Here is a 22,281-nt window from a genome sequence, read left to right as displayed (position 1 = left end):
CGGTGGACAGCCCCGCGCGATGTCTTTATGCTGTCCGCCTCGCTTCCGCCGCGCGCCGCAGCCCGGCCGCGGCCTCTCCAGACGCCCGATTTCCCGAGCCCGCCACCATCATGCAGACCAGCAAGATCCCCGCCACCATCGTCACCGGCTTCCTCGGCAGCGGCAAGACCACGCTGCTGCGCCACATCCTCGAGAACGCCGGCGGGCGCCGCATCGCGGTGATCGTCAACGAGTTCGGCGAGCTCGGCATCGACGGCGAGATTCTCAAGGGCTGCGGCATCGGCTGCGACGAGACGGGCGAGAGCAACGGCCAGCTCTATGAGCTGGCCAACGGCTGCCTGTGCTGCACCGTGCAGGAAGAGTTCTTCCCGGTGATGGAGCAACTGCTGGAGCGCCGCGCCGACATCGACCACGTGCTGATCGAGACCTCCGGCCTCGCGCTGCCCAGGCCGCTGGTGCAGGCCTTCAACTGGCCCAGCATCAAGAACGCGTTCACCGTGGACGCGGTGGTCACGGTGGTCGACGGCGCCGCCGCGGCGGCCGGCCAGTTCGCCGCCGACCCCGACGCGGTGGACGCGCAGCGCAAGGCCGATCCCAACCTCGACCACGAATCGCCGCTGCACGAACTGTTCGAGGACCAGCTCGGCTCGGCCGATCTCGTGATCCTCAACAAGACCGACCTGATCGACGCCGCGCAGCGCGCCGAGGTGGAAGCGCTGATCCGCCCCGAGATTCCCGCCGAGGTCAAGATCGTCGGCGCGCAGGGCGGCAAGCTCGACGTGGCGCTGCTGCTCGGGCTGAACCGCGCCTCCGAGGACACCATCCACCTGCGCCCGGACCACCACGGCTCGGCGGACGACCCGGACCATCACCACGACGAATTCGATTCGGTGGTGGTGGAGCTCGGCGAGGTGGAGCGCGAGCATCTGGTCGGCGCCCTGCAGCAACTGGTGGAGCAGCACACCATCTACCGCGTCAAGGGCTTTGCCCGGCTGCCCGGCAAGCCCATGCGCCTCGTGCTGCATGGCGTGGGCCGCCGCTTCGACGGCTACTTCGACCGCCGCTGGCAGCCGGGCGAGGCGCAGGCCACGCGCATCGTGCTGATCGGCCAGGACCTCGAGCGGGCCACGCTGCAGGCGGCCCTCGAAGCCGCGCTCGCCACGGCGCAGGGCTGACGCGCCGCCACGCGCATGCACCTGCTTTCCACCCGCCCGGGCGGCTTCGTCGATGACAATGCCGGCGTGGTGCGCATCGCGCAGAGCCCGGCGCGCATCGTGGTGCTGAGCGCGGCGGACACCACGCTGTCGCTGCTGGCCGGCGTGTTCCCGCGCCTGGGCGAAGACTTCCCCACGGTGCGGCTGGCCAACCAGATGTACCTGCGCCAGCCGGCCTCGCTCGACCTGTACGTGGACGACGTGTTGCAGCATGCCAGCGTGGTGGTGGTGGATCACCTCGGTGGCGACAGCGACTGGGCCTACGGCCTGGAGCGGCTGACCGAGCTCGCCCGCGCGCGCGGCCAGTTGCTGGTGATGTTCTCGGGCGACCTCGCCGAGGACGCCAACCTGCTCGCGCGCGGCAACGCGCCGGCGGCGCTGGCCAATACGCTGTGGCGTTACCTGCGCGAAGGTGGCGCCGACAACGCCGAGCAGTTCTTCCGCTGCCTCGCGCACCATGCGTTCGGCTGGGGCGAGCCGGCCTTGCAGCCGCGCGTGCTGCCGCAGGCCGCGCTCTACCATCCGGCGCACGGCGTCGCCACGATGGCGGACTGGCAGCGCGACTGGCGCGCCGGCGCGCCGGTGGCGGCGCTGGTGTTCTACCGCGCGCACCTGCAGGCCGGCAACACCGCGGTGTTCGACGCGCTGATCGCCGCGCTGCGCGCCGAGGGCCTCAACCCGCTGCCGCTGGCGGTGAACTCGCTCAAGGACACGCTGTGCCGCGAGGTCCTGCAGCAGCTTTGCGCCGAGCATGGCGCGGCGCTGGTGCTCAACACCACGGCCTTCGCCGTGTCCTCGCTCGACGCGCCCGGGACGATGGCGCTGGCCGGCGACGCGCCGGTGCTGCAGGTGGTGCTCAGCGGCGGCAACCGCGAGGACTGGCTGCGCGACAACCAGGGCCTGGGCGCGCGCGACGTGGCCATGCACATCGCCATGCCCGAGGTGGACGGCCGCATCATCACGCGCGCGGTCAGCTTCAAGGGCCTGGCCTATCGCTGCCCGCACACCGAGGTGGACGTGGTGCGCTACCAGCCCGACGCCGGGCGCATCGCCTTCGTGGCCGAGCTGGCGCGGCGCTGGTGCCGCCTGCGCGAGCTGCCCGACGCGGACAAGCGCGTGGCGCTGGTGCTGGCCAACTATCCGTCCAGCGAAGGGCGCATCGGCAATGGCGTGGGCCTCGACACGCCGGCCTCGGTGGTCGGCATCCTCGCCATGCTGCGCGAGCAGGGCTATCACTGCGAAGGCCTGCCCGCCGACGGCGACGCGCTGATGCGCGGGCTCACGCAGGGCATCACCAACGACCTCGCCCAGCACGGCTGGCGCGCGGCCTTCCAGAGCCTGGCGATGGCGGACTACCTGCGCCACCTGCGCGGCCTGCCCGAAGAGAACCAGCGCGCCATCGCCGCGCAATGGGGCAGTCCGGAGCAGGACCCGATGGTGCGGCAGGGCCGCTTCATGATCGCCGGCGTGCGCAGCGGCCACCTGTTCGTCGGCCTGCAGCCGGCGCGCGCCCACGCGCTGCCCGGCGAGGCCGGCGAGGCCGGCACGCGCGGCTACGCCAGCTACCACGACGCGGAACTGGTGCCGCCGCACGGCTACCTGGCTTTCTATTTCTGGCTGCGCCATGCGTTCGGCGCCGATGCCATCGTCCACGTCGGCAAGCACGGCAACCTGGAATGGCTGCCCGGCAAGAGCGTGGCGCTGGCCGACACCTGCTGGCCCGACGCCATCCTCGGCCCGCTGCCGCATCTCTACCCGTTCATCGTCAACGATCCCGGCGAGGGCGCGCAGGCCAAACGGCGCGCGCAGGCGGTCATCATCGACCACCTGATGCCGCCGCTCACGCGCGCCGAGAACTACGGCCCGCTGCAGGACCTGGAGCGCCAGGTCGACGAATACTACGAGGCACTGGCGGTGGACCCGCGCCGCGCGCGGCTGCTGCGCAAGTCCATCCTCAAGCTGATCGTCGACCAGCAGCTGCACCGCGAGCTGGGACTCGACGCGCCGGCCGACAGCGACGGCGAGGACGCGCTGCTCAACCGCACCGACGCCTACCTGTGCGAGCTCAAGGAATCGCAGATCCGCGACGGCCTGCACGTGTTCGGCGTGTCGCCGCAAGGGCGCCAGCGGCGCGACACGCTGCTCGCGCTGGGCCGCTTCCCGAGCGGCGACGGCCGCGGCGCGCAAGCGGGCCTGCTGACGGCGCTGGCCGCCGACCTCGGCCTGGGCGAGGGCTTCGATCCGCTCGACGCGGACTGGGGCGCGCCGTGGCAGGGCCCGCGCCCGGCGCCGCTGGCGGCCGTCGACGCCGGCGCGTGGCGCCACCACGGCGACACGCGCGAGCGGCTCGAATTGCTGGCGACGCGCCTGCTCGACGAGGACGCCGCGCCCGCCGGCCTGCCGCGCGCCGCCGCCGTGCTGGCGCGCCTGCGCGCCGAGGTAGCGCCCAGGCTGGACGCCTGCGGCGAGCAGGAAATGCGGCAGCTCGCGCGCGGGCTGGCGGGGCGCTTCGTGCCGCCCGGCCCGAGCGGCGCACCGTCGCGCGGCCGGCCCGACGTGCTGCCCACGGGCCGCAATTTCTATTCGGTCGACACGCGCGCGGTGCCCACGCGCACGGCGTGGACGCTCGGCCTCAAGTCCGCCAACCAGTTGATCGAGCGCCATCTTCAGGAGCACGGCGACTACCCGCGCGCGGTGGGCCTGTCGGTGTGGGGCACCGCCACCATGCGCAGCGGCGGCGACGACATCGCGCAGGCCTTCGCGCTGATGGGCGTGCGGCCCAGGTGGGCCGCGGGCAGCTTCCGCGTGACGGATTTCGAGATCCTGCCGATGGCCATCTTCGACCGCCCGCGCGTGGACGTGACGCTGCGTGTGTCGGGCTTCTTCCGCGATGCCTTCGCCAACGTCATGCGGCTGTTCGACGCCGCCGTGCAGGCCGTGGCCGAGCTGGACGAGCCGCCCGAGCTCAACCCGCTGCGCGCGCGCGTGCTGGCCGAGCGCGCCCGCCTCGAAGCACAGGGCCTGCCCGCGGCCGAGGCGCGCCGCCGCGCCGGCTGGCGCGTGTTCGGCGCGCGCCCGGGCGGCTACGGCACGGGTTTGCAGGACCTGATCGACAGCCGCGCCTGGCAGGACGACAACGACCTCGCCCAGGCCTACCTGCACGCCGGCGGTCATGCCTACGGGCAGGGCACCGACGGCGTGGAGGCGCGCGCCAGCTTTGCCGCGCGGCTGTCCGGCCTGGACGCCGTGGTGCAGAACCAGGACAACCGCGAGCACGACCTGCTCGACGCCAACGACTATTACCAGTTCCAGGGCGGCATGGCCGCCGCCGCGCGCACCTTCGGCGGCGCGCAGCCGGCCATCTACCACGGCGACCACAGCAACCCGGCCGCGCCGCGCATCCGCACCTTGCAGGAAGAAATCAGCCGCGTGATCCGCGCGCGCGTGGTCAATCCCAAGTGGATCGACGGCGTCAAGCGCCACGGCTACAAGGGCGCCTTCGAGATGGCCGCCACCGTGGACTACCTGTTCGGCTTCGATGCCACCACGCGCGTGGTGTCCGACCATCAATACGCGCTGGTGGCCGATGCCTACGTCAACGACACCGACACGCGCGCGTTCCTGTGCCGCCACAACCCGCGCGCGCTGCACGCCATCTGCGAGCGCCTGCTCGAAGCCGCGCAGCGCGGCCTGTGGCAGGCCCCCGGCGAGCGCCGCGCCCAACTCGAACGACACCTGCTCGACAGCGAGCAGGCGCTGGAAGGAGCTTCCCGATGACTGCCGCCGCACAGCGCCCGCGCTTGCCGTTTCCGTTCAGCGCGCTGGTGGGCCAGCCGCGCCTGCAGCAGGCGCTGCTGCTGGCCGCGGTCGACCCCGGCATCGGCGGCGTGCTGGTGAGCGGGCCGCGCGGCACCGCCAAGTCCACCGCCGCGCGCGCGCTGGCCGAGCTGCTGCCCGAAGGGCAGTTCGTCACGCTGCCGCTGGGCGCCAGCGAGGAACAGCTCATCGGCACGCTGGACCTCGGCCACGTGCTGCGCCAGAGCGAGGTGCGTTTCGCGCCGGGGCTGCTGGCGCGCGCGCACCAGGGCGTGCTCTACGTGGACGAGGTCAACCTGCTGCCCGACCACCTCGTCGACCAGTTGCTCGACGTGGCCGCCAGCGGCGTCAACGTGGTGGAGCGCGACGGCGTCTCGCACCAGCACGAGGCGCGCTTCGTGCTGGTCGGCACCATGAACCCCGAGGAAGGCGAGCTGCGCCCGCAACTGCTGGACCGCTTCGGCCTCGCGCTGACGCTGGAGAACTGCACCGACGCGGCGCAGCGCCAGGCCATCGTGCGCACCCGGCTGGCCTTCGACACCGATCCCGAGGCGCTGCGCGCGCGCCACGCCGGCGCGCAGGAAGCGTTGACGCGGCAGGTGCGAGTCGCGCGGGCCGCGCTGGCGGCGCTGCCGCTCGGCGATGCCGTGCACGAGCGCGTCAGCCGCCTGTGCCTCGATGCCGCCGTGGACGGCGTGCGCGCCGACCTCGTGATGCTGCGCGCGGCGCGCGCGCTGGCCGCGCTGCAAGGCGACGCCGCCATCGCGCCGGCGCATGTGGATGCCGTGGCGGAACTGGTGCTGCATCATCGCCGGCAGGCGCCGCCCGATGCCGGCCGCGCGCCGGACGGCGCGGAGGCTGACGCGTCGGCTGACGCGCAAGCGGGCGAGCGCGGCGACGCCGGCAGCGCGGCCAATCCCTGGGGCGCATTGCCGCCGCCCGCGGACAGCCGCGCGGCCGGCATCGCTCCGGTCAAATCCGTGAGGCCGCTGCCCGCAAAAAAAGCCTGAGCCACCGGCAGGCCGCCGCCGATTCCGGGCAGGGCGGCAACCGGTGGCAAGCCCCTCGTTTCGCCGCGCCACGGCCGCAGCAAGGCCGTCTTGCCGGCACCCGCATCCACTGGCCGCGCACGCTCGCGGCCAAGGGCGCCGCGCCGCTCGCGCCCGCGCATCTGCGCCGGCGCGCGCAGCACGCCCACGCCGGCGTGCTGCATTGCTTCGTGCTGGACTGCTCCGCCTCCATGCTGCACGGCCGCCAGCTCGCGCTGGCCAAGGGCGTGCTGCTGCGCCTGCTCCAGCGCGCCTACCAGGCCCGCGCCGAGGTCGCGCTGGTGTGCTTTGCCGGCAGCCACGCCGAAGTCCGCCTCCAGCCGGCCCGCGCGCGGCCGTGGAGCGAAGCCTGGGTACGCCCGATCGCCGGCGGCGGCGGCACGCCGCTCGCGCTCGGCATGCAGCGCGCGGGCGAGGTGCTGGCCAGCGTCGCCCGCCGCCGCCCGGCGCAGCAGCGCTGGCTGTGGCTGCTCAGCGACGGCCGCAGCGCGGAGCAGCCCGCGCGGCCGCGCGGGGCGGATGCCGTGATGGTGGTGGATTTCGAACAGCAGGCGGTGGCGCTGGGGCGCTGCCGCGAACTGGCGGCGGCGTGGGACGGGGAGTGGGTGGCGGTGGAAGCACTCCTAAAATGAGAATCCGGGACTTCCTGGCGATGGTCGCGGGTGCCCAGAATCGGATGGCGGCTGAAAATACCCCGCATCCTGCATGCATCCGAAGCCATTTGTGCCATCCGACGTCATCGTGAAAGGAGCTCATGTGACCGCACAACAACGCAACGCAAGCGTTGCCCGTACCACCTCCATCAAATTTGCTAGACTAGACCAGTTCATAGACCAGATGGAGACTAGCATGTTCGTCGAGGTGGGTTCCTACGATGCCAAGACCAGGCTGCCCGAATTGCTGCGCAAGGTGGAGCAGGGCGAGCGTTTCACCATCACCCAGCGTGGCCGTCCCATTGCGGACCTCGTGCCGAGCGCGGACAACAGCCGGCTCGGCGCGGAAGCCGCGGTCGCGGCGATGCGCGCCACTACCCGGGTGCAGGGTGTGGCGGCCGACGAACTCGGCCGCTGGATCGCGGAGGGGCGCCGGTGACGTCGGCGGTGCCGGTGGTGTCCGCGGTGCCGGCGACGCTGGTGCTGGATGCCTCCGTGGCGCTGGCCTGGCTGTTCGAGCGGACGGAGCCGGCGCAGGCCGATTGCGCTGGGCGGGTGCTCGCGGCGCTGCCGTCATGCCGCGTGCTGGTGCCGCCGCTGTGGCACGTGGAGACCGCCAACGCGCTGCTGGTGGCCGAGCGCAGGCAGGTCGTGAGCGAGGCCCAGGTGGCGGATTTCGTCGCCAAGCTCGGCCGCCTGCCGATCGAGACCGACGTGGCGGCGCCCGCGGAGCGCAGCGAGGTCGTCATGGGGCTGGCCCGCGAGCACGCGCTGACCGCCTATGACGCCAGTTACCTGGATCTCGCGCTGCGCAGCGGCGCGGCGCTGGCGACCTTCGACGTGGCGCTGGCGGATGCGATGCGGCGGGCCGGCGGCATCGTGTTCGCCTGAGTCCGCCGCCGCGCGGGCCGTTCCGCGCGCATGCGCAGGCGGCTTCGTGCCGTTTTCATCGCTGCTGCACCGCGTTCACATCGCATTTGCAGCGGCGCGCCGTCACCCCATCCGCACCTCGATCTCGTCGTACCGCCGCACGCGGTACACCACCATCGACACCAGCCAGCTCAGCACGAACACGCCGATGATGACGTAGCCGAGCATGCCGAAGTGCGCGTTGAGCTCGCCGACCACGTCCCACAGGCCGCCCGCCAGGCCGAGCTTGTCGGCGATCAGGCCGAGCGCCTCGATGCCGCCGATCACCACCGCCACCACCACCGAGACCAGCGTGATGGTCATGTTGTAGTAGAGCTTGCGGATCGGCTTGGTGAAGGCCCAGCCGTAGGCGCCCAGCATCAGGATGCCGTCGGTGGTGTCCACCAGCGACATGCCCGCGGTGAACAGCGCCGGGAACACCATGATGGTCCAGAACGGCACGCCCTTGGCGGCCTCGGCCGCGGACAGGCCGAACAGCGCCACCTCGGTGGCGGTGTCGAAGCCCAGGCCGAACAGCAGGCCCATCGGGAACAGGTGCCAGCTGCGGCTGGCGAGGCGGAACAGCGGGCGGAAGAGGCGCGCGAGGAAGCCACGGTTGTTGAGCAGCAGGTCCAGGTCCTGCTCCCTGAGCGGCTCGCCGCGCCTAACCGCGCGGAACGCGCGCCACACCGAGATCAGGATCAGCAGGTTGAAGAAGGCCAGCAGGAACAGGAACAGCGCCGAGACGCTGGTGCCGATCATGCCGCCCACGGCCTTCATGTCGGCGAAGCGCGTCTGCAGCGCCGCCGCGGCGATGGCGATGCCGACCGACATCAGCGTGACCACGGTGGAGTGCCCGAGCGAGAAGAAGAAGCCGACCGTGACCGGGCGCTTGCCTTCCTGCATCAGCTTGCGCGTGACGTTGTCGATGGCGGCGATGTGGTCGGCGTCCACCGCGTGGCGCAGGCCGAGCGTGTAGGCCAGCACGGCCGAGGCCAGCAGCATGGGATGGTCGCGGAACGCGGCCAGCGCCCAGATCCAGGCGCCCACGTTGGCGGCGATCAGCAAGGCGTACAAGGCGATGGTCTTGCGGCGCACGTTGTCGTGCTGGTCGTTGAAGATGCTGGCGAGGAAGCGGAGCATGGGGCGGTGGACGTATCGGGTGGACGGCGGTTTTCAGGAGCGGCGCGGGCGCAGGCGCGGGCGGAACAGGCGCCGCCAGCCTATCACCACGCCGCTGACGGAGATGACGAGCCCGGCGATGGACAGTGCCCACATGGCAATGTCCCACGCCGGGCGGTGTTGCAGCAGCCAGCCGAGGTCCCAGCTATGCGCGGCGTTGAACAGCCAGCGGTAGGCGCGCCGGCTGCGGTCGCTGCGGCCGAGCAGGCTGCCGCTGGCCGGGTCGAGGTAGGCCCAGGTGGCGGCGGCATCGTCGAAGCGCACGCGCAGCACCGGCAGCCGGCGCGGCTGGTGATGGCCATACCAGTAGGCATCGGGCTGCGTGAGCCGTTCGCTGCCGGCGACGCGGGCACCGGGCACGAGGCTGGTCGCGGCGGCGGTCAGCGCCGCGTCGTCCGGCGCGGGCGTATGGCCGCCGTCGGCGCGCACGGCGCGGCTGTCTCCGCTCGCGCCCGCCGCCAGCAGCAGCGGCAGTCCCGCCTGCCAGACCATGCGGATCTCGCGCGGCGCGGCCATGCCGTCCAGCCGCGCCGCCAGCGCATCGCCGTCGAGCTCGGGGAAGCGCGGCAGCGTCTGTCCCGCGTAGCGCTCCAGCGCGGCCTGGTCGAAGTTGCGCGCGGGGAACCACTGGTTGGGATTGACCGAGAGCCAGCCGCTCGCCAGCCACGCCAGCAGGAACAGCGCGCCGCCGAGCCCGGCGACGTGGTGCCAGGCCATCCAGCCGTGGTAGGGCGAGGTGCCGCCCGCGCTGCCGTGCGCGAAGCGGCGGCGCACGCGCAGCCGCAGCCAGCCGATCCAGATGCCGCTCGCCGCCACGGCGACGCACACGCCGGAGGTCCACAGCACCACCTGGCGCCACAGCGGCGGGTCGGCGCGCACCGGTGTGAAATACAGCCAGTGCGGCACGGCGCCCAGCCAGTTCCAGAAACGCTCGGCGCGGTTCGTGTCGCGCATGACTTCGCCGGTGCGCGCGGACACGTACAGCTCGGTGCCGGCGGCGTCGCCGAGCGCGATGCGGTGCAGCGGGCGCCAGGCGTTCAGGCCGTTGGGCACGGTCCACTGGTCGCGCGCGGCGGTCTCGGCCCAGCGCGCGCCGGGCGCGCCGGCGAAGCGCGCGGCGATGTCGCGCGCGGCGGCGGCGTCCACCTGTTCGATGCGCGTGCCGTCGCGCGCCGAGACCGTATGCGGCTGGCCGCGCCAGTCGACCATGCGGTAGACCGGCAGCGCGCCCATCATCTCCAGGCGCAGGCTGCGCGGGAAGCGGTCCAGCCCCGCGCCGGCCAGGGCCGCGGCGGGCGTGACGCGCACCGCCGGCAGGTCCAGCGGCGGCAGGCCGGCGTGGCGCTCGCTGTCGGTCAGCGCGGGGAACGCCACATACATCATGACCAGCCCGGACAGGAACCACATGGCGATCAGCAGGCAGCCGGCGATCCCGGCCCAGCGGTGCACCAGGTAGAGCCAGCGGCGCGCGCAGCGCCAGCAGCGTTCCGGCCAGGACAGGGAAGGGCGCGCCACGGCCGGGCTAGAAATAGAAGTTGGCCGACAGCTCGGCCGCGCGCGGGCGGCCCAGCAGCCACTGTCCGCCGCTGTTGCCGGAGGTCTCGGCGTAGTCGCGGTTGAACAGGTTGTAGACGCGCAGCGCCAGCGCGGTCTGGCGCGACACACGCCACTGCAGCGCGGCATCCACCACCGTGTACGAAGGCATGGCCGCGGTGTTGGCGTTGTCGGTATAGCGCCGGCCCACGTAGCGCAGGCCGCCGCCCGCCTGCCACTGCGGCGCGAAGGCCCAGGTCAGCCACAGGTTGGCGGCCTGCTGCGGCACGCCGGTCGGCACGTTGCCGTTGCGCGAGACCAGCGCGCCGTTGACGCTTTCGGCGAAGTCGTCGTAGCGGGCGCGCAGCACGGTGCCGTTGGCATCCACGCGCAGGCCGCGCGTCAGCTCGATGCTGAGCGACGCTTCCAGCCCGCGCGAGGACTGCTCGCCCACCTGCACCGACAGCGCCGGGTTGCTGGCGTCGCGCGTGAGCAGGTTCTTCTTGACGATCTGGTAGGCGGCGAAGGTCCATTCGCCGCGCCTGTTCCAGAACGCCTGCTTGACGCCGGCCTCGATCTGCCGGCCGGTGGCGAGCCGGAAGTCCTTCTGCGCGTCCGAGGTGGTGATCAGCGCGCCGAGCGGATCGGTGGCGGTGGCGTACTGCGCGTAGACCGACAGCGATGGCGTGAACTCGTAGACCGTGCCCGCGCGCCAGGTGGCGTTGTTGAAGGTGCGGGTCCAGTCGTCGCCGGTCAGCAGGTTGCCGCGCTCGAGCTGGGCATGGTCGAAGCGCACGCCGCCGATCACCGACCATTGCCGCGTGAGCTTGAGGCGGTCCTCGCCGAACAGGGCGGCCTGGGTGGTGTGGGTGCGGTAGCGCGGCGAAGTGACCACGCCCGGCGGGCTGAAGAACTGGCCCGGGTCGAACTGGTACGCGCCGACGGTGGAGGCGCCGCCATAGGGCGAGTTGTTGCTGTGGGTGAAGTTGATGCGGTTGACGTCGAAGCCCGCCGTGACCGTGTTGGCCAGGCCGAACAGCTGGCCGTCGACCTTCAGGTCGGCGCGGTCGCCGATCTGCTCCTGGTCGTGCAGGATCTCCAGGTAGTCGGTGCGGCGCACCTGCCCGGTGGCGGGCAGGTAGGTGTAGGACTCCGAGTCGCGCCAGTGGCGCTGGCTGGTGAGGTAATAGAACTGGTTGCGCACGGCCACGCGCTCGTTGGGCTGCCATTCGGCGGCCAGCCGGGTCCAGCGGTCGCGGTAGGTGATGGTGCTGTCGCCCACGTTGTAGTTCTTCGTGCGCAGCGCGGTATCCAGGCTGCCGTTGACCAGCGGCGTGCCCAGGTAGCGCATCGGGTGCTGGTCGCCGTCGTCGTAGGACAGCGTGAGGTTGAATGCCGGCGAGACGTCGAGCCGCACCGCGGCGGACACGTCCACGTCGCGCGATTCGCCGCGGTCCACCCAGCCGGCGGAGCGGCCGTAGTTGACGTTGAAGCGGTAGGACAGGTTCTCGTTGACCGCGCCGCCGCTGTCGAAGGCCGCGCGCGCGGTGCGCTGCGTGCCGCCGGTGAGCTGCAGCTCGTTGGTGATGGGGCCGCGCAGCGGCTTTTTCGGGATCACGTTGACCACGCCGCCGATGGCGCCCTCGCCGTACATCACGGAGGCCGCGCCGCGCAGCACCTCGATGCGGTCCACCGACCACGTATCAAACGGGAAGGTGACGGTGCCGGCCGCCACGTACAGGCGCGTGCCGTCGTACAGCTGCATGACCGAGCCCTGGCCCGAGAAGCCGCGCGCGGCAAGCGCCGTGCCGCCGTTGCCGGGCGCGCCGGCGGCGGTGATGCCGGTGGCGCGCGACACCGCGTCGCTCACGCGCTGGTCGCCGCGCTCGCGGATGGTCTCGCCGGACAGCACCTCGATGCTGGCCGGGGTCTCGAGCGGCGTCAGCCCCAGGCGGCTGCCGGTGCTGGCGGGTTCCGACAGCGACAGGCCCGGCGGCAGCGCGGCGCCGCTGACCACCACCGGCGGCAGCGCCGCGGCCTCTTTCTGCGCCGGGCGCGCCGGCGGGCGGCCGGCCTCGGTGTCGTCGGCGGCGCGTGCGGCGTCCGCGCCGGCACCGGCAAAGGCGCCCAGCGACAGGGCCAGCGCGCACTGGCGCGCCAGCGTGCGGCGGATGGGGATGAAGCGGAGCCGGCCGGAGGCGGGCAGCAGGCGGCGGGCAAGGCGGTGGCGCGCGGACATGGACTTTCCATCGTTGGCCGCGGGCGACCCCGCCCGCGGCAATGAACGAACCAGCCACGGACGCGCGCGCGCCGGCGCCGGGCGCATGCCCGGCGGCCTCACGCGCGGTGCCCGTCCGCAGCCGCTGTGATGGGTCGCAAGGCCGGTATCCGGGCTCGCAGGGGGATGCGCTGCCGGGTGGGCGCGTCCGGGGTGCCGCCTTCCCGCGCGTGGTTGCGCGCAGTGGCTGCCGCTGCTTGTGGGGCGCGGCGTGGCACCTTTCTACCTGCTGACCGTTGCGGGGGCAGCACAGGACTTGCCGCGGCGGGGCGGCGCACCTGTTTCCCGTTTAACCCCTGACCGCGCAACGCGGGCGGGGCACCTTCGATCCTTTTGCAACCCGGTTGCAAAAGCAGCGCGGGTGCGAGGCGGATTGTAACGGGATTTAAGTGATCCGGGGCGGTAGTTTTTACCCGGCGTGGCTGCGCCGCGAAGCCGGCGCATTGCGCCGACATGATGAATCGTGTCGTCATCGCGAGGCATCGTCCGGCATCTTTTTGGTGTTTCCGGCACCGCGCGCGGGAATACCGCATGCGGCGCTAAAGAAGGCAGGGCGTGCTCCGATATCCGGGGGAACACCGCCTGCCTTTTGCATGGCCGGTGCCCGTCCCGATAACGCGAACCTCGTCATGAACCACCTGACCCTGCGAAAAAAGCTGTGGATTCCCCTTGTGCTGGCCTGGCTCGGCCTGCTGCTGCTGACCGTGATGCACGCCTTCCAGACCCGGCAGCTGCAGATGGCCGACCGCCGCGGCGAGCTGGCCAACGTGGTCGACATGTCGCTCTCGCTGGTGCGCGACTACGCGGAGCTGGCGCGCCAGGGCAAGATGAGCGAAGCCGAGGCCAAGGCCCAGGCCACCGCCCGCATCGCCGCGCAGCGCTACGGCAAGGATGGCTACATCACCATCGTGGGCGCCGATTCGGTGCTGGTGATGCACCCGATCAACGCCAAGCTCAACGGCAAGAACATGATCGATTTCAAGGACGCGAAGGGCAAGGCGCTCTACGTCGAGATCGCCGCGCGCGGCGCCTCGCCCGAGGGCGCCGGGCACCTGGACTACTGGTGGCCCAAGCCGGGCAGCGACCAGCCCAGCCCCAAGATCGGCTACGTGGCGCGCTACAAGCCGTGGAACTGGGATCTGGTGGCGGGCACCTACATGGATGACGTGGAGGCCCAGTTCCGCTCGTCGCTGTATCAGTCGGTCGGCCTGCTGGTGCTGCTCGGCATCGTGATCTCCGGCGTGGCCACGCTGGTGATCCGCAGCATCCAGAAATCGGTGGGCGGCGAGCCCGCCGACGCGGCCGCGCTGGCCCTGCGCATGGCCTCCGGCGACCTGACCGTGCGCGCCGGCACCGCGCCGGACGACCGCGCCAGCCTGATGTACGCGATCGGCCATATGCGCGACCAGCTCGCCGGCACCGTGGGGGGCATCCAGCAGGCGGCCGATTCCATCAGCGCCGCGGCGCAGCAGATCGCCGCCGGCAACTCCGACCTGTCGGGCCGCACCGAGCAGCAGGCCGCCTCGCTGCAACAGACCGCCGCCAGCATGGAGCAGCTCACCGCCACCGTGCGCCAGAACGCCGACAACGCCGCCGAGGCCAGCCAGTACGTGGCCGACGCCGCGCAGATCGCGCAGCAGGGCGGCAGCGTGGTGAGCGAGGTGGTGGACAAGATGCGCGGCATCACCGCCAGCTCGCGCAAGATCAACGACATCATCGGCGTGATCGACGGCATCGCCTTCCAGACCAATATCCTGGCGCTCAACGCCGCGGTGGAAGCCGCGCGCGCCGGCGAGCAGGGCCGCGGCTTCGCCGTGGTGGCCGGCGAGGTGCGCAACCTCGCGCAGCGCAGCGCGAGCGCGGCCAAGGAGATCAAGACCCTGATCGTGGAATCGACGGGGCAGGTCGACAGCGGCTCGGCGCTGGTCGAGCAGGCCGGCCAGACGATGGCCGAGATCGTCAGCGCGGTGGGCCGCGTGACCGCCATCATGGACGGCATCGCCTCGGCCACGGCCGAGCAGCGCACCGGCATCGAGGAGGTCAACCGCGCGGTCTCGCAGATGGACCAGATGACGCAGCAGAACGCGGCGCTGGTGGAGCAGGCCAGCGCGGCCGCGGCCTCGCTGGAAGACCAGGCCGGCGCGCTGCACCAGGCGGTGTCCGCCTTCCGCCTGGCGGCCTGAAGCGCGCCGCGATGGCGGCGGCGGTGGCTAGAGCAGCGACTTGCCCTGTGCCAGGATCTTGTCGCAGACCTGCCTGGTGATCTGCTCCTTGAGGCCGCCGCCGCTGAGGTCGAGCTTGCCGCCCTCGGCGCTGCTGAGGATGCCCTTGGCGCCTTCGCTGTAGCCGGGGTCGGACGCCGGCGCGCCGCCGAGCTTGCCCAGCAGCTTGTCCTTGACCGAGGCGGCGCCGCTGCCGCCGCCCAGGTAGTTGTTCTTGACGCAGAACTCCAGCACGCCGGCCACGTTGCCGGTGCTGCCCGAGCTCAGCGATTGCAGCGAGGGCATGCCGCCGCCCCCGCCGCCCAGGCTGCCGGCCAGCCCTCCCAGGCCGCCGCTGCCGCCGCCCGAGCCGTTGCCTTGCGTGGCGCCCTTGAGCAGGTCGCCGAGTTGCGCGTGGGCCGCCGCCGGCAACAGGGCGGCGGTCAGGATCGATACGGCGGCGAGGCGGCTAAAGCTGGCTTTCATGCGATGCTCCTTTCTGGTGGATCAAAAGCGAGCTTCCAATATAGCGCCTCGCCGGGTTCAGGGTGTGACGCGCCACGCGGAAGGCGTCATCGGCTCTTCGAGCCGCCACGCCGCGCGGAATGCGTGCGGGCTGGCGAAGCCGCACCGCGCGGCCACCTGTTCCACCGGCCAGTCGCTTTCCCTGAGCAGCCGCCGCGCCAGCGCGATGCGCAACTGCTGCTGGTACTGCTTGAGCGTCACGCCGCATTGCTGCCGGAACAGCCGCGCGAGTTGACGGTAGCTCAGCGCGAAGCGGGCGGCCAGCGCCTCGTAGGGCAGCGCGTAGTCCGGCCGGGCCGTGAGGAAATCCTGCACCGCGTGGATCACCGCGTGGTCGTGGCCGCGGTAGCGCAACTGCGCGTCGAGCGCCGGGTCCTGGCTCAGGCGCCGGAACGGCACCACGTTGTCGCGCGCCACGCGGATCGCCGCGGGCGCGCCGAAGTCCCGCGCGATCAGGTGCAGCGCGAGATCGATGCCGGCGGTGACGCCGGCCGATGTGACCAGCCCGCCGTCGTCGACCAGCAGGCGGTTGGCCAGCACGCGCGCGGCGGGGTAGCGCTGCTGCAGCCGCTCCAGGTAGTCGTGGTGCGTGGTGCAGTGGCGCCCGTCGAGCAGCCCGGCGGCGGCCAGCAGCCACGCGCCGGTGCAGACGCTGGCCAGCGTGATGTCGCCCAGGCGCGGGCGCGCCACCTCTTGCAGCCAGCGCACGAGCACGCGGTTGCCGGGCGCGAGCGGGGCGTCGGGCGCGAGCTTGCAGCCGGCCACGATCACGGTGTCGCCGCGCGCCAGCTTCGCCGGCAGGGGCCGCAGCGCGTTCAGCGCCAGCCCCTGGAAGCTGCGCAGCTCGCGCTCCGGCCCCGCGCAGATGCACTCGACCGTGCCCAGTCCCAGTTCGCCGAGCGCGCCGAACAGTTGCAGCGGCCCGGCCAGGTCCAGCACGTGCACGCTGGGCGGCACCACGAAGTAGATCCGTTTCATCGGGTTTCGGAGGAAGGTCGCCTGGCATGGCAGGTTTTTTACGCAGCGTGGCAGATTGCCGGCTTTCCGGCGGGCAGCCTTGTTCCTACCATGTCATGTAAATTACCTGGCCACGTCGATACGGGAGACATGATGCTACAACTGCGACCCACTTGCGAACATTGCGACAAGGCGCTGCCGCCGTCGGCGACGGACGCGCGCATCTGCAGCTACGAATGCACGTTCTGCGCCGCGTGCGTGGACGGCCTCCTGCGGAACGTATGCCCCAACTGCGGCGGCGGCTTCACGGCGCGGCCGGTGCGGCCGGCGCGCAACTGGCGCAACAACAACTGCCTGGACAACGACCCGGCCAGCACGCAGAAGAGGCACAAGCCGGTCGACCCGCAGGCGCACGCGCGCTTCGCGGCGGCCATCGCGGGCATCGCGCCGGAGCGGCGCTGAAAAGCGGTTAGCGCGGGGCGCGCCTATGCGTCGCGGTGATGCAGCAGCGTCACCAGCAGCGACGCATCCTCGATGCCGCGCAGCGCGTGCGGCGCGCCCGCCGCCACGAACATCAGGTCGCCGGCCTCCATGCGCTGGGTGCTGCCGTGCGCTTCCATCTCGATCGCGCCTTCGAGGCAGTGCACGGTCAGCGCGCCGGGCACGCTGTGTGCCGGCAGCGACTTGCCGGCCAGCAGCACCAGCCGCATGACCTGCAGGTCCGGCGCGCGGACCAGGGTCAGGTTCTGGGTTTGCCGCAGCGCCGCGCCCTGCGGGCGGAGCTTGACGATTTCACCGGGTGCCGCGTGATGTTGTGCCATGACCGTTCTCCAGGCGGGCCGGATGCGCCGCGCATGCTAACGGAATAGCGCAAGGCCGGCCCGGCCGCAAGGCGTGCTTGCCCGGGCCGGCGGCATTCAGCGCGCGCCGCCCGCCTGCCGGCGGCGCAGCGCGAAGTCGGCCAGCAGCGCCAGCGCGAGCGCCACGCCGCCGCAGGCGAAGATGAGCGCGTAGTTGTTGTGGGTGGCGCCGAACAGGTAGGAGTAGCCGTAGCCGCCGAGCGCCTGGAACAGCGCGAACGCGGTGGTCGCGCGGCTCCACGCCGCGCGCTGTTTCGCGTGGTCGTGCGGCACCATCTCGTGGATGCGGCCGAGCACCAGCGGCACGATGCCCGGCGTGAAGACGCCGAGGATGACCGTGGCCACGCCGATCAGCACGCCGTTGCCGGACAGCGCCAGCAGGCCCGCGGCCAGCGCCTGCAGCGCCAGCGCGATGCGGTAGGCCGCGCGGAAGCCGATGCGGTCCGCCACGTTGCCGCACAGCACCGGGCCGGCGATGGCCGCGACGCCGTACAGCACCCAGTAGCCGGAGCCGGCCGCCGCGCCGCGGCCCAGCCCGCGCGCCACGTAGTCGACCAGCAGCACCATCGCCGGCACCAGCCCCAGCGCGTTGGCGGCATATTGGGCGTACAGCACCCGCATGGCCGGGCCTTCGCGGCGGGCCGGCGGCGCGGCGGGCTGCCCCGGCGCGGCGGCCGGGGTTGCCGGCTGCGGCGCGTTGCCGGCGGGCCAGCCGAACCAGCTCACCGCGGTCAGCACCAGCGCGACCGTGCCGAGCCCGATCCAGGTGTCCCGCAGGCCAAAGCGCAGCAACTGCGGAATCAGGGTGCCCGAGGCCGCGATGCCCAGCCCGAGCCCGAGGAAGATCATGCCGCCGGCAAAACCGCGGCGCGCCGGCGGGATGTGCGGCAGGATGGTCGTCGCCACCAGCACCATGATGGCGCCGCCCGACAGGCCCGAGGCAAAGCGCCACACGAAGAACCAGCCCACCGACAGCGGGAACGCGCAGGCGAAGAACGCCAGCGCGGCGACCAGCATCAGCAGGCGCAGCGCGGTGCGGTTGGACAGCGCGGCCGCGATGGGGCGGCCCAGCAGGGCGCCGGCGAGGTAGCCGGCGAAATTGGCCGCGCCGAGCGTGACCGCCTGCGACGACGTGAACCAGTGCGCCTGGATCAGCGGCGGGATCAGCGGCGTATAGGCGAAGCGCGCCAGGCCGATGGCGACCAGACTGGCGCAAAGGCCGGCCAGCATGGCGAACATGGCCTCGATGTCCAGCGGGGGCGCGCCGCGCACCGGGGTGGCGATGGTGTCTTGTGACATGAACTTCTCCGGCGACGGGCCTGGCCGCGCGGCGGCGGCGGTTCCCGAGGTGCGTCTTGTTATGTATCAAGTGATATAGAACGAAATACTATATCAATCGATATAGAACGCAAGAGAATTCTTTGTGGCGAATGAGGTATTTGGCATGCCTCGATTCCCGCGCCCGCCCGCTGCCGTCGCGCGGGCGGACGCCGGCGTGGCGCCAGCCCGGCGCAAGGGTGGCGGGGCGAAGCCCGCGAAGGGATTCCGGCGGAACGAGGGCGGGACCGCCTTGGCGTTGCCCTGAACGCCGCCCTCAATGTCGTCTCTGATGCCGCCCTTATCGCCGCCCCGCGCGCAGGGCCTCGATGGCCGGCAGCAGCGCGCCGATATTGCCGTCCTTGAACAGGAAGCCGTCGGCCCCGGCCGCCAGCGCGGCGTCGGCGGTGCCGGGCGCGGTATTGCCGGTCAGCACGAGGATGCGCAGCGCCGCATGGCGCCCGCGCAGCTCGCGCAGCGCGCGGAAGGCGTCGGGGCCGAGCAGGCCGAGGTCCACCACCAGCAGGTCGGCCGCCGCGCGCGCGAGCAGCGCCGTGAGTTCGCCGGCATGGGTGGCTTCTCCGACCACCGTGATGCCGTCCACGGTCGAGAACAGCATCTGCAGGCCGGCGAGGACCAGGGGGTGGTCGTCGGCCAGCACGGCGCGCAGCGGGGCGGGGAGGGCGTGCATCGTGGCGGTGGGCAGGGCCGGCGGCGAGGAAGTGTTGTTTGTCGGGCGCGGACGCGCGCGGACGAACGCGATATTATCAGGCTCCGGTTTCTGCAGAACCGGCCAGCCCGCGCCCACCCATCACCGGATCGCCAATGCCCGCCCCAGCATCTTCCCCAGACCCGACGGCACGGACCGGCGGCCCCGCCGCCGCGCCGCGGCCCTGCGCGGAGGGACAGGTCGAGGCGGCGATGGTGGGGCTGCTCTACCGGCAGTCCAACGCGGTGATGTTCGCCAACTTCATCATTCCGCTGCCGGCGCTCTACGTGCTGCAGCGGGGCGCCCCGCTGACGCTGCTGCTGGGCTGGCTGGCCGTGGTCTACCTGCTCACCGCGGTGCGCATCTTCAACTCGGTGCAGTACTTCCGCCATGCGCGGGCCGAGGGCACGGCGCCGCTCACGCCGGCCTCGCTGGCCGCGCCGCGCAGCCTGTCGCCGCGCGCGTGGGCGCAGCGCTTCACGGTCATGTCGTGGCTGTCCGGGCTGTTGTGGGGATGGCTCGGGTCGGCCGTCTTCCTGCCACCCGACCCGACCCTGGTGGCGTTCTGCATCATCATCATCGCCGGCATGACGTGCGGCGCGATTCCCTCGCTGTCGGCGCGCCCGCTGACCTACGTCGGGACCATGACGGCGATGGTGCTGCCGTTCATGCTCAACTGCCTGTGGCAGGGCGGCCCGCTCTACAACGTGTTCTTCGCCTTCGCGCTGTGCCTGGCCTGCGTCAACCTCTACTACTGCCGCGTGACCTACCGCAGCGTGCTCGAGGGCGTGCGCCTGCGCTTCGAGAACGTGGCGCTGATCGGCCAGCTCGAGCGCGAGCGCGACCGGGCCACCGCCGCGGACAACGCCAAGACCCGTTTCCTGGCCGCCGCCAGCCACGACCTGCGCCAGCCGGTGCACGCGCTGGGCCTGTTCACCGCCACGCTGTCCAGCGTGGCGCGGCGCGGCGACGTGCCCGCGGCCCAGGCCATCCAGGTGGCGGCGCGCATCGACGGCACGCTGGCCCACATGGGCGACCTGCTCGACGGCCTGCTCAACGTGTCGCGGCTGGACGCCGGACTGATGCCGGTGGCGCGGCGCCCGGTGGCGCTGGGCGCGTTGCTGCGCGAGCTGGGCGGCGAGTATGCCGGGCAGGCGCGCCAGCGCGGCGGCGAGCTGCGCGTGGTGGCCACCGAGGCATGGATCGACACCGACCCGGCGCTGCTGCGGCGCATTCTCGACAACCTGCTGTCCAACGCGCTGCGCTACGCGCCCGGCGGCAAGATCCTGCTCGGCGCGCGGCGCCGGCCGCACGGCATGGAGATCCAGGTGGTCGACCAGGGGCCCGGCATCGCCTGCGCGCAGCAGGCCAGGGTGTTCGAGGAATTCGCGCAACTGCCCGAGACCCAGCGCCATCCCGAGGAAGGGCTGGGCCTGGGCCTGGCCATCGTGCGGCGGCTGGCCGCCCTGCTCGGCCACGAGATCGGGCTGCGCTCGGTGCCGGGGCGCGGCGCCCGCTTCTCGGTGCTGGTGGCGTATGCGGCCGCGCCGGCGGCGTCCGCTCCCGTGCCCGCGCCCGCCGGCGAGGACGGCGCGCCGGCCGCGCAGCACCGCCTCGGCATCATGCTGGTGGACGACGACGCGCGCGTGCTGGCGGCGCTGAGCGAGCTGCTGGCGCTATGGGGCCACGCCGTTTATGCCGGCGCCACCGCGCCGCAGGCGTGCGCGGCCCATGCCGCCGCCGCGGCGCAGGGGCCGGCGCCGGTGGATCTGCTGATCGTGGACTACCGCCTGGCGGGCGGCGTCACCGGCTTTGCCGCGATTGCCGCGCTGCGCGGCTGCCTGGGCGCCGAGGTGCCGGCGCTGGTGGTCACGGGCGACACCGCGCCCGACCGCCTGCGCGAACTGGACGCCAGCGGTTTCCGCATTCTGCACAAGCCGCTCGCCGCGCACGCGCTGCGCGAGGCGATCCACGCGGCGGTGCTGCCCGAGCGCGGCCGGCAGGCGGCCTGAGGCGCCGGCGCGCCGCGCTGCCGCGTCGGTGACGGCGATGGCGGCGATGGCGACGGCAGGCGTGGCGCTTCAGCGCCCGGCGCGGCGCGCCGCCACCTGGCCCAGCACGGCCAGGTCCATGCCGCCTTCGTCGTGGGCCACGGCGTCGAGCAGGCTGTCGCGCACCGCGCTGCCCACCGGCAGCGGCACCGCGACCGCGTCGGCCGCGGCCAGCGCCAGGCGCAGGTCCTTGAGGCCCAGCGCCGCCTTGAAGCCGGCCGGCGCGTAGCGCTGCTGCGCGATTAGCGTGCCGTAGCCCTGGTACACCGGGCCCGGGAAGATGCTGCCGGTGAGCAGGTCCAGCAACTGCTGCGGCGCGATGCCGTGGGCGCCGGCCAGCACCGTGGCCTCGCCCAGCGTCTCCACCGCGGCGGCCAGCATGAAGTTCACCGTCAGCTTCACCGCGTTGGCCTGCTGCGCCTGCGCGCCGAAGCGCCAGGTCTTCTGGCCGATCAGCGCGAACAGCGGCTGCACGGCGTCGATGGCGGCGTCCGGGCCGGCGGCCAGGATATTGAGCTTGGCCGCCGCCGCCGCGTCCGGGCGGCCCAGCACGGGCGCGGCCACGTAGGCGATGCCGCGTGCCTGCGCGCGCTGCGCCAGCTCCGCGGCGAACGCCACCGAGATGGTGGCCATGTTGACCAGGATCACCGTCGGCGGCAGGCGCGCGAGCAGGCCGCTGTCGAGCAGCACCTCGCGCAGCGCCTGGTCGTCGGCCAGCATGGCGAACACCACGTCCGCCTCGCAGGCCTCGGCCGGCGTGGCCGCTGCCTGCGCGCCCGCGCCGGCCAGCGCGGCGGCCGGGCCAGGCGAGCGGTTCCAGACCCGCAGCGGGTGGCCGCCCTTGAGCAGGTTGGCGGCGATGGCGCTGCCCATGTTGCCGAGGCCGAGAAAACCGATATGCATTTGCCGACTCCTGAAATGGCGCCGGATCGCCCGCTGGCGGGGTTCGCGCCAGGCTCCGCGCGGCGCGCGGCGGCTTCCGGTGCGCGCATTATGCGTCCGCCGGCGCCGCGGCGCAGCGCGGCGC

17 protein-coding genes, 1 pseudogene and 1 riboswitch are annotated in these 22,281 nt (G+C 72.5%); of the genes and pseudogenes, 9 read left to right on the top strand and 9 right to left on the bottom strand.

The genetic code is table 11. From position 1 onward, the window contains the following. Nucleotides 1-110: 110 nt before the first annotated feature. From cobW to AC3WXD_RS05255, 6 genes are all read left to right on the top strand, one after another. Nucleotides 111-1,175: a cobalamin biosynthesis protein CobW gene (gene cobW, locus AC3WXD_RS05280; protein WP_020202961.1), complete on the top strand. Its 1,065-nt coding sequence runs from the start codon at nucleotides 111-113 to the stop codon at nucleotides 1,173-1,175. 15 nt (nucleotides 1,176-1,190) lie between these two features. Next, on the top strand, nucleotides 1,191-4,991 hold the full coding sequence (gene cobN / locus AC3WXD_RS05275; RefSeq protein ID WP_492323212.1) for a cobaltochelatase subunit CobN: 3,801 nt from the start codon (nucleotides 1,191-1,193) through the stop codon (nucleotides 4,989-4,991). After that, complete coding sequence (locus AC3WXD_RS05270) at nucleotides 4,988-6,040, top strand: magnesium chelatase ATPase subunit I (protein ID WP_492323211.1); 1,053 nt, start codon at nucleotides 4,988-4,990, stop codon at nucleotides 6,038-6,040. Before cobN ends, AC3WXD_RS05270 begins: the two co-directional genes overlap by 4 nt. A gap of 209 nt (nucleotides 6,041-6,249) precedes the next feature. After that, nucleotides 6,250-6,711 carry a vWA domain-containing protein gene (locus AC3WXD_RS05265; RefSeq protein WP_492323210.1) on the top strand — a complete coding sequence of 154 codons (462 nt, stop codon included), beginning with the start codon at nucleotides 6,250-6,252 and terminating at the stop codon, nucleotides 6,709-6,711. Between the two features lie 217 nt (nucleotides 6,712-6,928). Then, a complete protein-coding gene (locus AC3WXD_RS05260) occupies nucleotides 6,929-7,171 on the top strand; it encodes a type II toxin-antitoxin system Phd/YefM family antitoxin (protein WP_020202956.1) in 243 nt (80 codons plus the stop codon). Next, nucleotides 7,168-7,623: a type II toxin-antitoxin system VapC family toxin gene (locus AC3WXD_RS05255; protein ID WP_020202955.1), complete on the top strand. Its 456-nt coding sequence runs from the start codon at nucleotides 7,168-7,170 to the stop codon at nucleotides 7,621-7,623. The genes AC3WXD_RS05260 and AC3WXD_RS05255 overlap by 4 nt, the downstream gene beginning before the upstream one ends. Before the next feature lie 102 nt (nucleotides 7,624-7,725). Here the strand turns inward: AC3WXD_RS05255 and AC3WXD_RS05250 are convergent, their stop codons facing one another. Genes AC3WXD_RS05250 through AC3WXD_RS05240 form a run of 3 tightly spaced genes read right to left on the bottom strand, consistent with a single transcriptional unit; the run spans nucleotide 7,726 to nucleotide 12,595 of the window. Next, on the bottom strand, nucleotides 7,726-8,784 hold the full coding sequence (locus AC3WXD_RS05250) for a HoxN/HupN/NixA family nickel/cobalt transporter (protein ID WP_492323209.1): 1,059 nt from the start codon (nucleotides 8,782-8,784) through the stop codon (nucleotides 7,726-7,728). A 33-nt stretch (nucleotides 8,785-8,817) separates the two neighbouring features. Then, nucleotides 8,818-10,338, bottom strand: a complete 1,521-nt coding sequence (locus AC3WXD_RS05245; RefSeq protein WP_492323208.1) for a PepSY domain-containing protein — start codon at nucleotides 10,336-10,338, stop codon at nucleotides 8,818-8,820. A 7-nt stretch (nucleotides 10,339-10,345) separates the two neighbouring features. Beyond that, nucleotides 10,346-12,595, bottom strand: a complete 2,250-nt coding sequence (locus tag AC3WXD_RS05240; protein WP_492323207.1) for a TonB-dependent receptor — start codon at nucleotides 12,593-12,595, stop codon at nucleotides 10,346-10,348. Nucleotides 12,596-12,717: 122 nt separating this feature from the next. Continuing rightward, nucleotides 12,718-12,975: riboswitch (cobalamin riboswitch) on the bottom strand. 288 nt (nucleotides 12,976-13,263) lie between these two features. Here AC3WXD_RS05240 and AC3WXD_RS05235 point away from each other — a divergent pair. Beyond that, complete coding sequence (locus tag AC3WXD_RS05235; protein WP_020202951.1) at nucleotides 13,264-14,817, top strand: methyl-accepting chemotaxis protein; 1,554 nt, start codon at nucleotides 13,264-13,266, stop codon at nucleotides 14,815-14,817. 27 nt (nucleotides 14,818-14,844) lie between these two features. On the opposite strand, the gene AC3WXD_RS05230 is transcribed toward AC3WXD_RS05235, so the two are convergent. Further along, a complete protein-coding gene (locus tag AC3WXD_RS05230) occupies nucleotides 14,845-15,321 on the bottom strand; it encodes a DUF2501 domain-containing protein (protein WP_454733468.1) in 477 nt (158 codons plus the stop codon). 57 nt (nucleotides 15,322-15,378) lie between these two features. Then, entirely contained in the window at nucleotides 15,379-16,338 is a 960-nt protein-coding gene (locus AC3WXD_RS05225) for a GlxA family transcriptional regulator (protein ID WP_492323206.1), read from the bottom strand. 132 nt (nucleotides 16,339-16,470) lie between these two features. Here AC3WXD_RS05225 and AC3WXD_RS05220 point away from each other — a divergent pair, with 132 nt between their 5' ends. Beyond that, nucleotides 16,471-16,779, top strand: coding sequence for a DUF1272 domain-containing protein (locus tag AC3WXD_RS05220; RefSeq protein ID WP_492323360.1), 309 nt, complete (start codon nucleotides 16,471-16,473; stop codon nucleotides 16,777-16,779). A 23-nt stretch (nucleotides 16,780-16,802) separates the two neighbouring features. Here AC3WXD_RS05220 and AC3WXD_RS05215 read toward each other — a convergent pair whose 3' ends face one another. The 3 genes from AC3WXD_RS05215 to AC3WXD_RS05205 form a co-directional block, all read right to left on the bottom strand. Continuing rightward, on the bottom strand, nucleotides 16,803-17,138 hold the full coding sequence (locus AC3WXD_RS05215; protein ID WP_454733467.1) for a cupin domain-containing protein: 336 nt from the start codon (nucleotides 17,136-17,138) through the stop codon (nucleotides 16,803-16,805). Between the two features lie 96 nt (nucleotides 17,139-17,234). Continuing rightward, a complete protein-coding gene (locus AC3WXD_RS05210; RefSeq protein ID WP_492323205.1) occupies nucleotides 17,235-18,476 on the bottom strand; it encodes a YbfB/YjiJ family MFS transporter in 1,242 nt (413 codons plus the stop codon). 319 nt (nucleotides 18,477-18,795) lie between these two features. Further along, on the bottom strand, nucleotides 18,796-19,185 hold the full coding sequence (locus AC3WXD_RS05205) for a response regulator (protein WP_020202944.1): 390 nt from the start codon (nucleotides 19,183-19,185) through the stop codon (nucleotides 18,796-18,798). 134 nt (nucleotides 19,186-19,319) lie between these two features. Between AC3WXD_RS05205 and AC3WXD_RS05200 the strand changes: the two genes are divergently transcribed. Further along, nucleotides 19,320-21,215 carry a sensor histidine kinase gene (locus AC3WXD_RS05200; protein ID WP_492323204.1) on the top strand — a complete coding sequence of 632 codons (1,896 nt, stop codon included), beginning with the start codon at nucleotides 19,320-19,322 and terminating at the stop codon, nucleotides 21,213-21,215. A 69-nt stretch (nucleotides 21,216-21,284) separates the two neighbouring features. Here AC3WXD_RS05200 and AC3WXD_RS05195 read toward each other — a convergent pair. Beyond that, nucleotides 21,285-22,235 (bottom strand): annotated as a pseudogene (locus AC3WXD_RS05195) (NAD(P)-dependent oxidoreductase); the annotation flags it as partial. Nucleotides 22,236-22,281: the final 46 nt, after the last annotated feature.

It is taken from the genome of Cupriavidus sp. FW216-B1, from assembly GCF_058789195.1.
Note: the sequence above shows the minus strand (reverse complement) of the source record. Positions and strands in the feature narration are given on the sequence as shown.

Excerpts from the sequence above, each read along its gene's own strand:
- cobW (WP_020202961.1), top strand. The coding sequence starts at position 111 with ATGCAGACCAGCAAGATCCCCGCCACCATCGTCACCGGCTTCCTCGGC.
- cobN (WP_492323212.1), top strand. The coding sequence starts at position 1,191 with ATGCACCTGCTTTCCACCCGCCCGGGCGGCTTCGTCGATGACAATGCC.
- AC3WXD_RS05270 (WP_492323211.1), top strand. The coding sequence starts at position 4,988 with ATGACTGCCGCCGCACAGCGCCCGCGCTTGCCGTTTCCGTTCAGCGCG.
- AC3WXD_RS05260 (WP_020202956.1), top strand. The coding sequence starts at position 6,929 with ATGTTCGTCGAGGTGGGTTCCTACGATGCCAAGACCAGGCTGCCCGAA.
- AC3WXD_RS05250 (WP_492323209.1), bottom strand. The coding sequence starts at position 8,784 with ATGCTCCGCTTCCTCGCCAGCATCTTCAACGACCAGCACGACAACGTG.
- AC3WXD_RS05240 (WP_492323207.1), bottom strand. The coding sequence starts at position 12,595 with ATGTCCGCGCGCCACCGCCTTGCCCGCCGCCTGCTGCCCGCCTCCGGC.
- AC3WXD_RS05235 (WP_020202951.1), top strand. The coding sequence starts at position 13,264 with ATGAACCACCTGACCCTGCGAAAAAAGCTGTGGATTCCCCTTGTGCTG.
- AC3WXD_RS05230 (WP_454733468.1), bottom strand. The coding sequence starts at position 15,321 with ATGAAAGCCAGCTTTAGCCGCCTCGCCGCCGTATCGATCCTGACCGCC.
- AC3WXD_RS05225 (WP_492323206.1), bottom strand. The coding sequence starts at position 16,338 with ATGAAACGGATCTACTTCGTGGTGCCGCCCAGCGTGCACGTGCTGGAC.
- AC3WXD_RS05220 (WP_492323360.1), top strand. The coding sequence starts at position 16,471 with ATGCTACAACTGCGACCCACTTGCGAACATTGCGACAAGGCGCTGCCG.
- AC3WXD_RS05215 (WP_454733467.1), bottom strand. The coding sequence starts at position 17,138 with ATGGCACAACATCACGCGGCACCCGGTGAAATCGTCAAGCTCCGCCCG.
- AC3WXD_RS05210 (WP_492323205.1), bottom strand. The coding sequence starts at position 18,476 with ATGTCACAAGACACCATCGCCACCCCGGTGCGCGGCGCGCCCCCGCTG.
- AC3WXD_RS05205 (WP_020202944.1), bottom strand. The coding sequence starts at position 19,185 with ATGCACGCCCTCCCCGCCCCGCTGCGCGCCGTGCTGGCCGACGACCAC.
- AC3WXD_RS05200 (WP_492323204.1), top strand. The coding sequence starts at position 19,320 with ATGCCCGCCCCAGCATCTTCCCCAGACCCGACGGCACGGACCGGCGGC.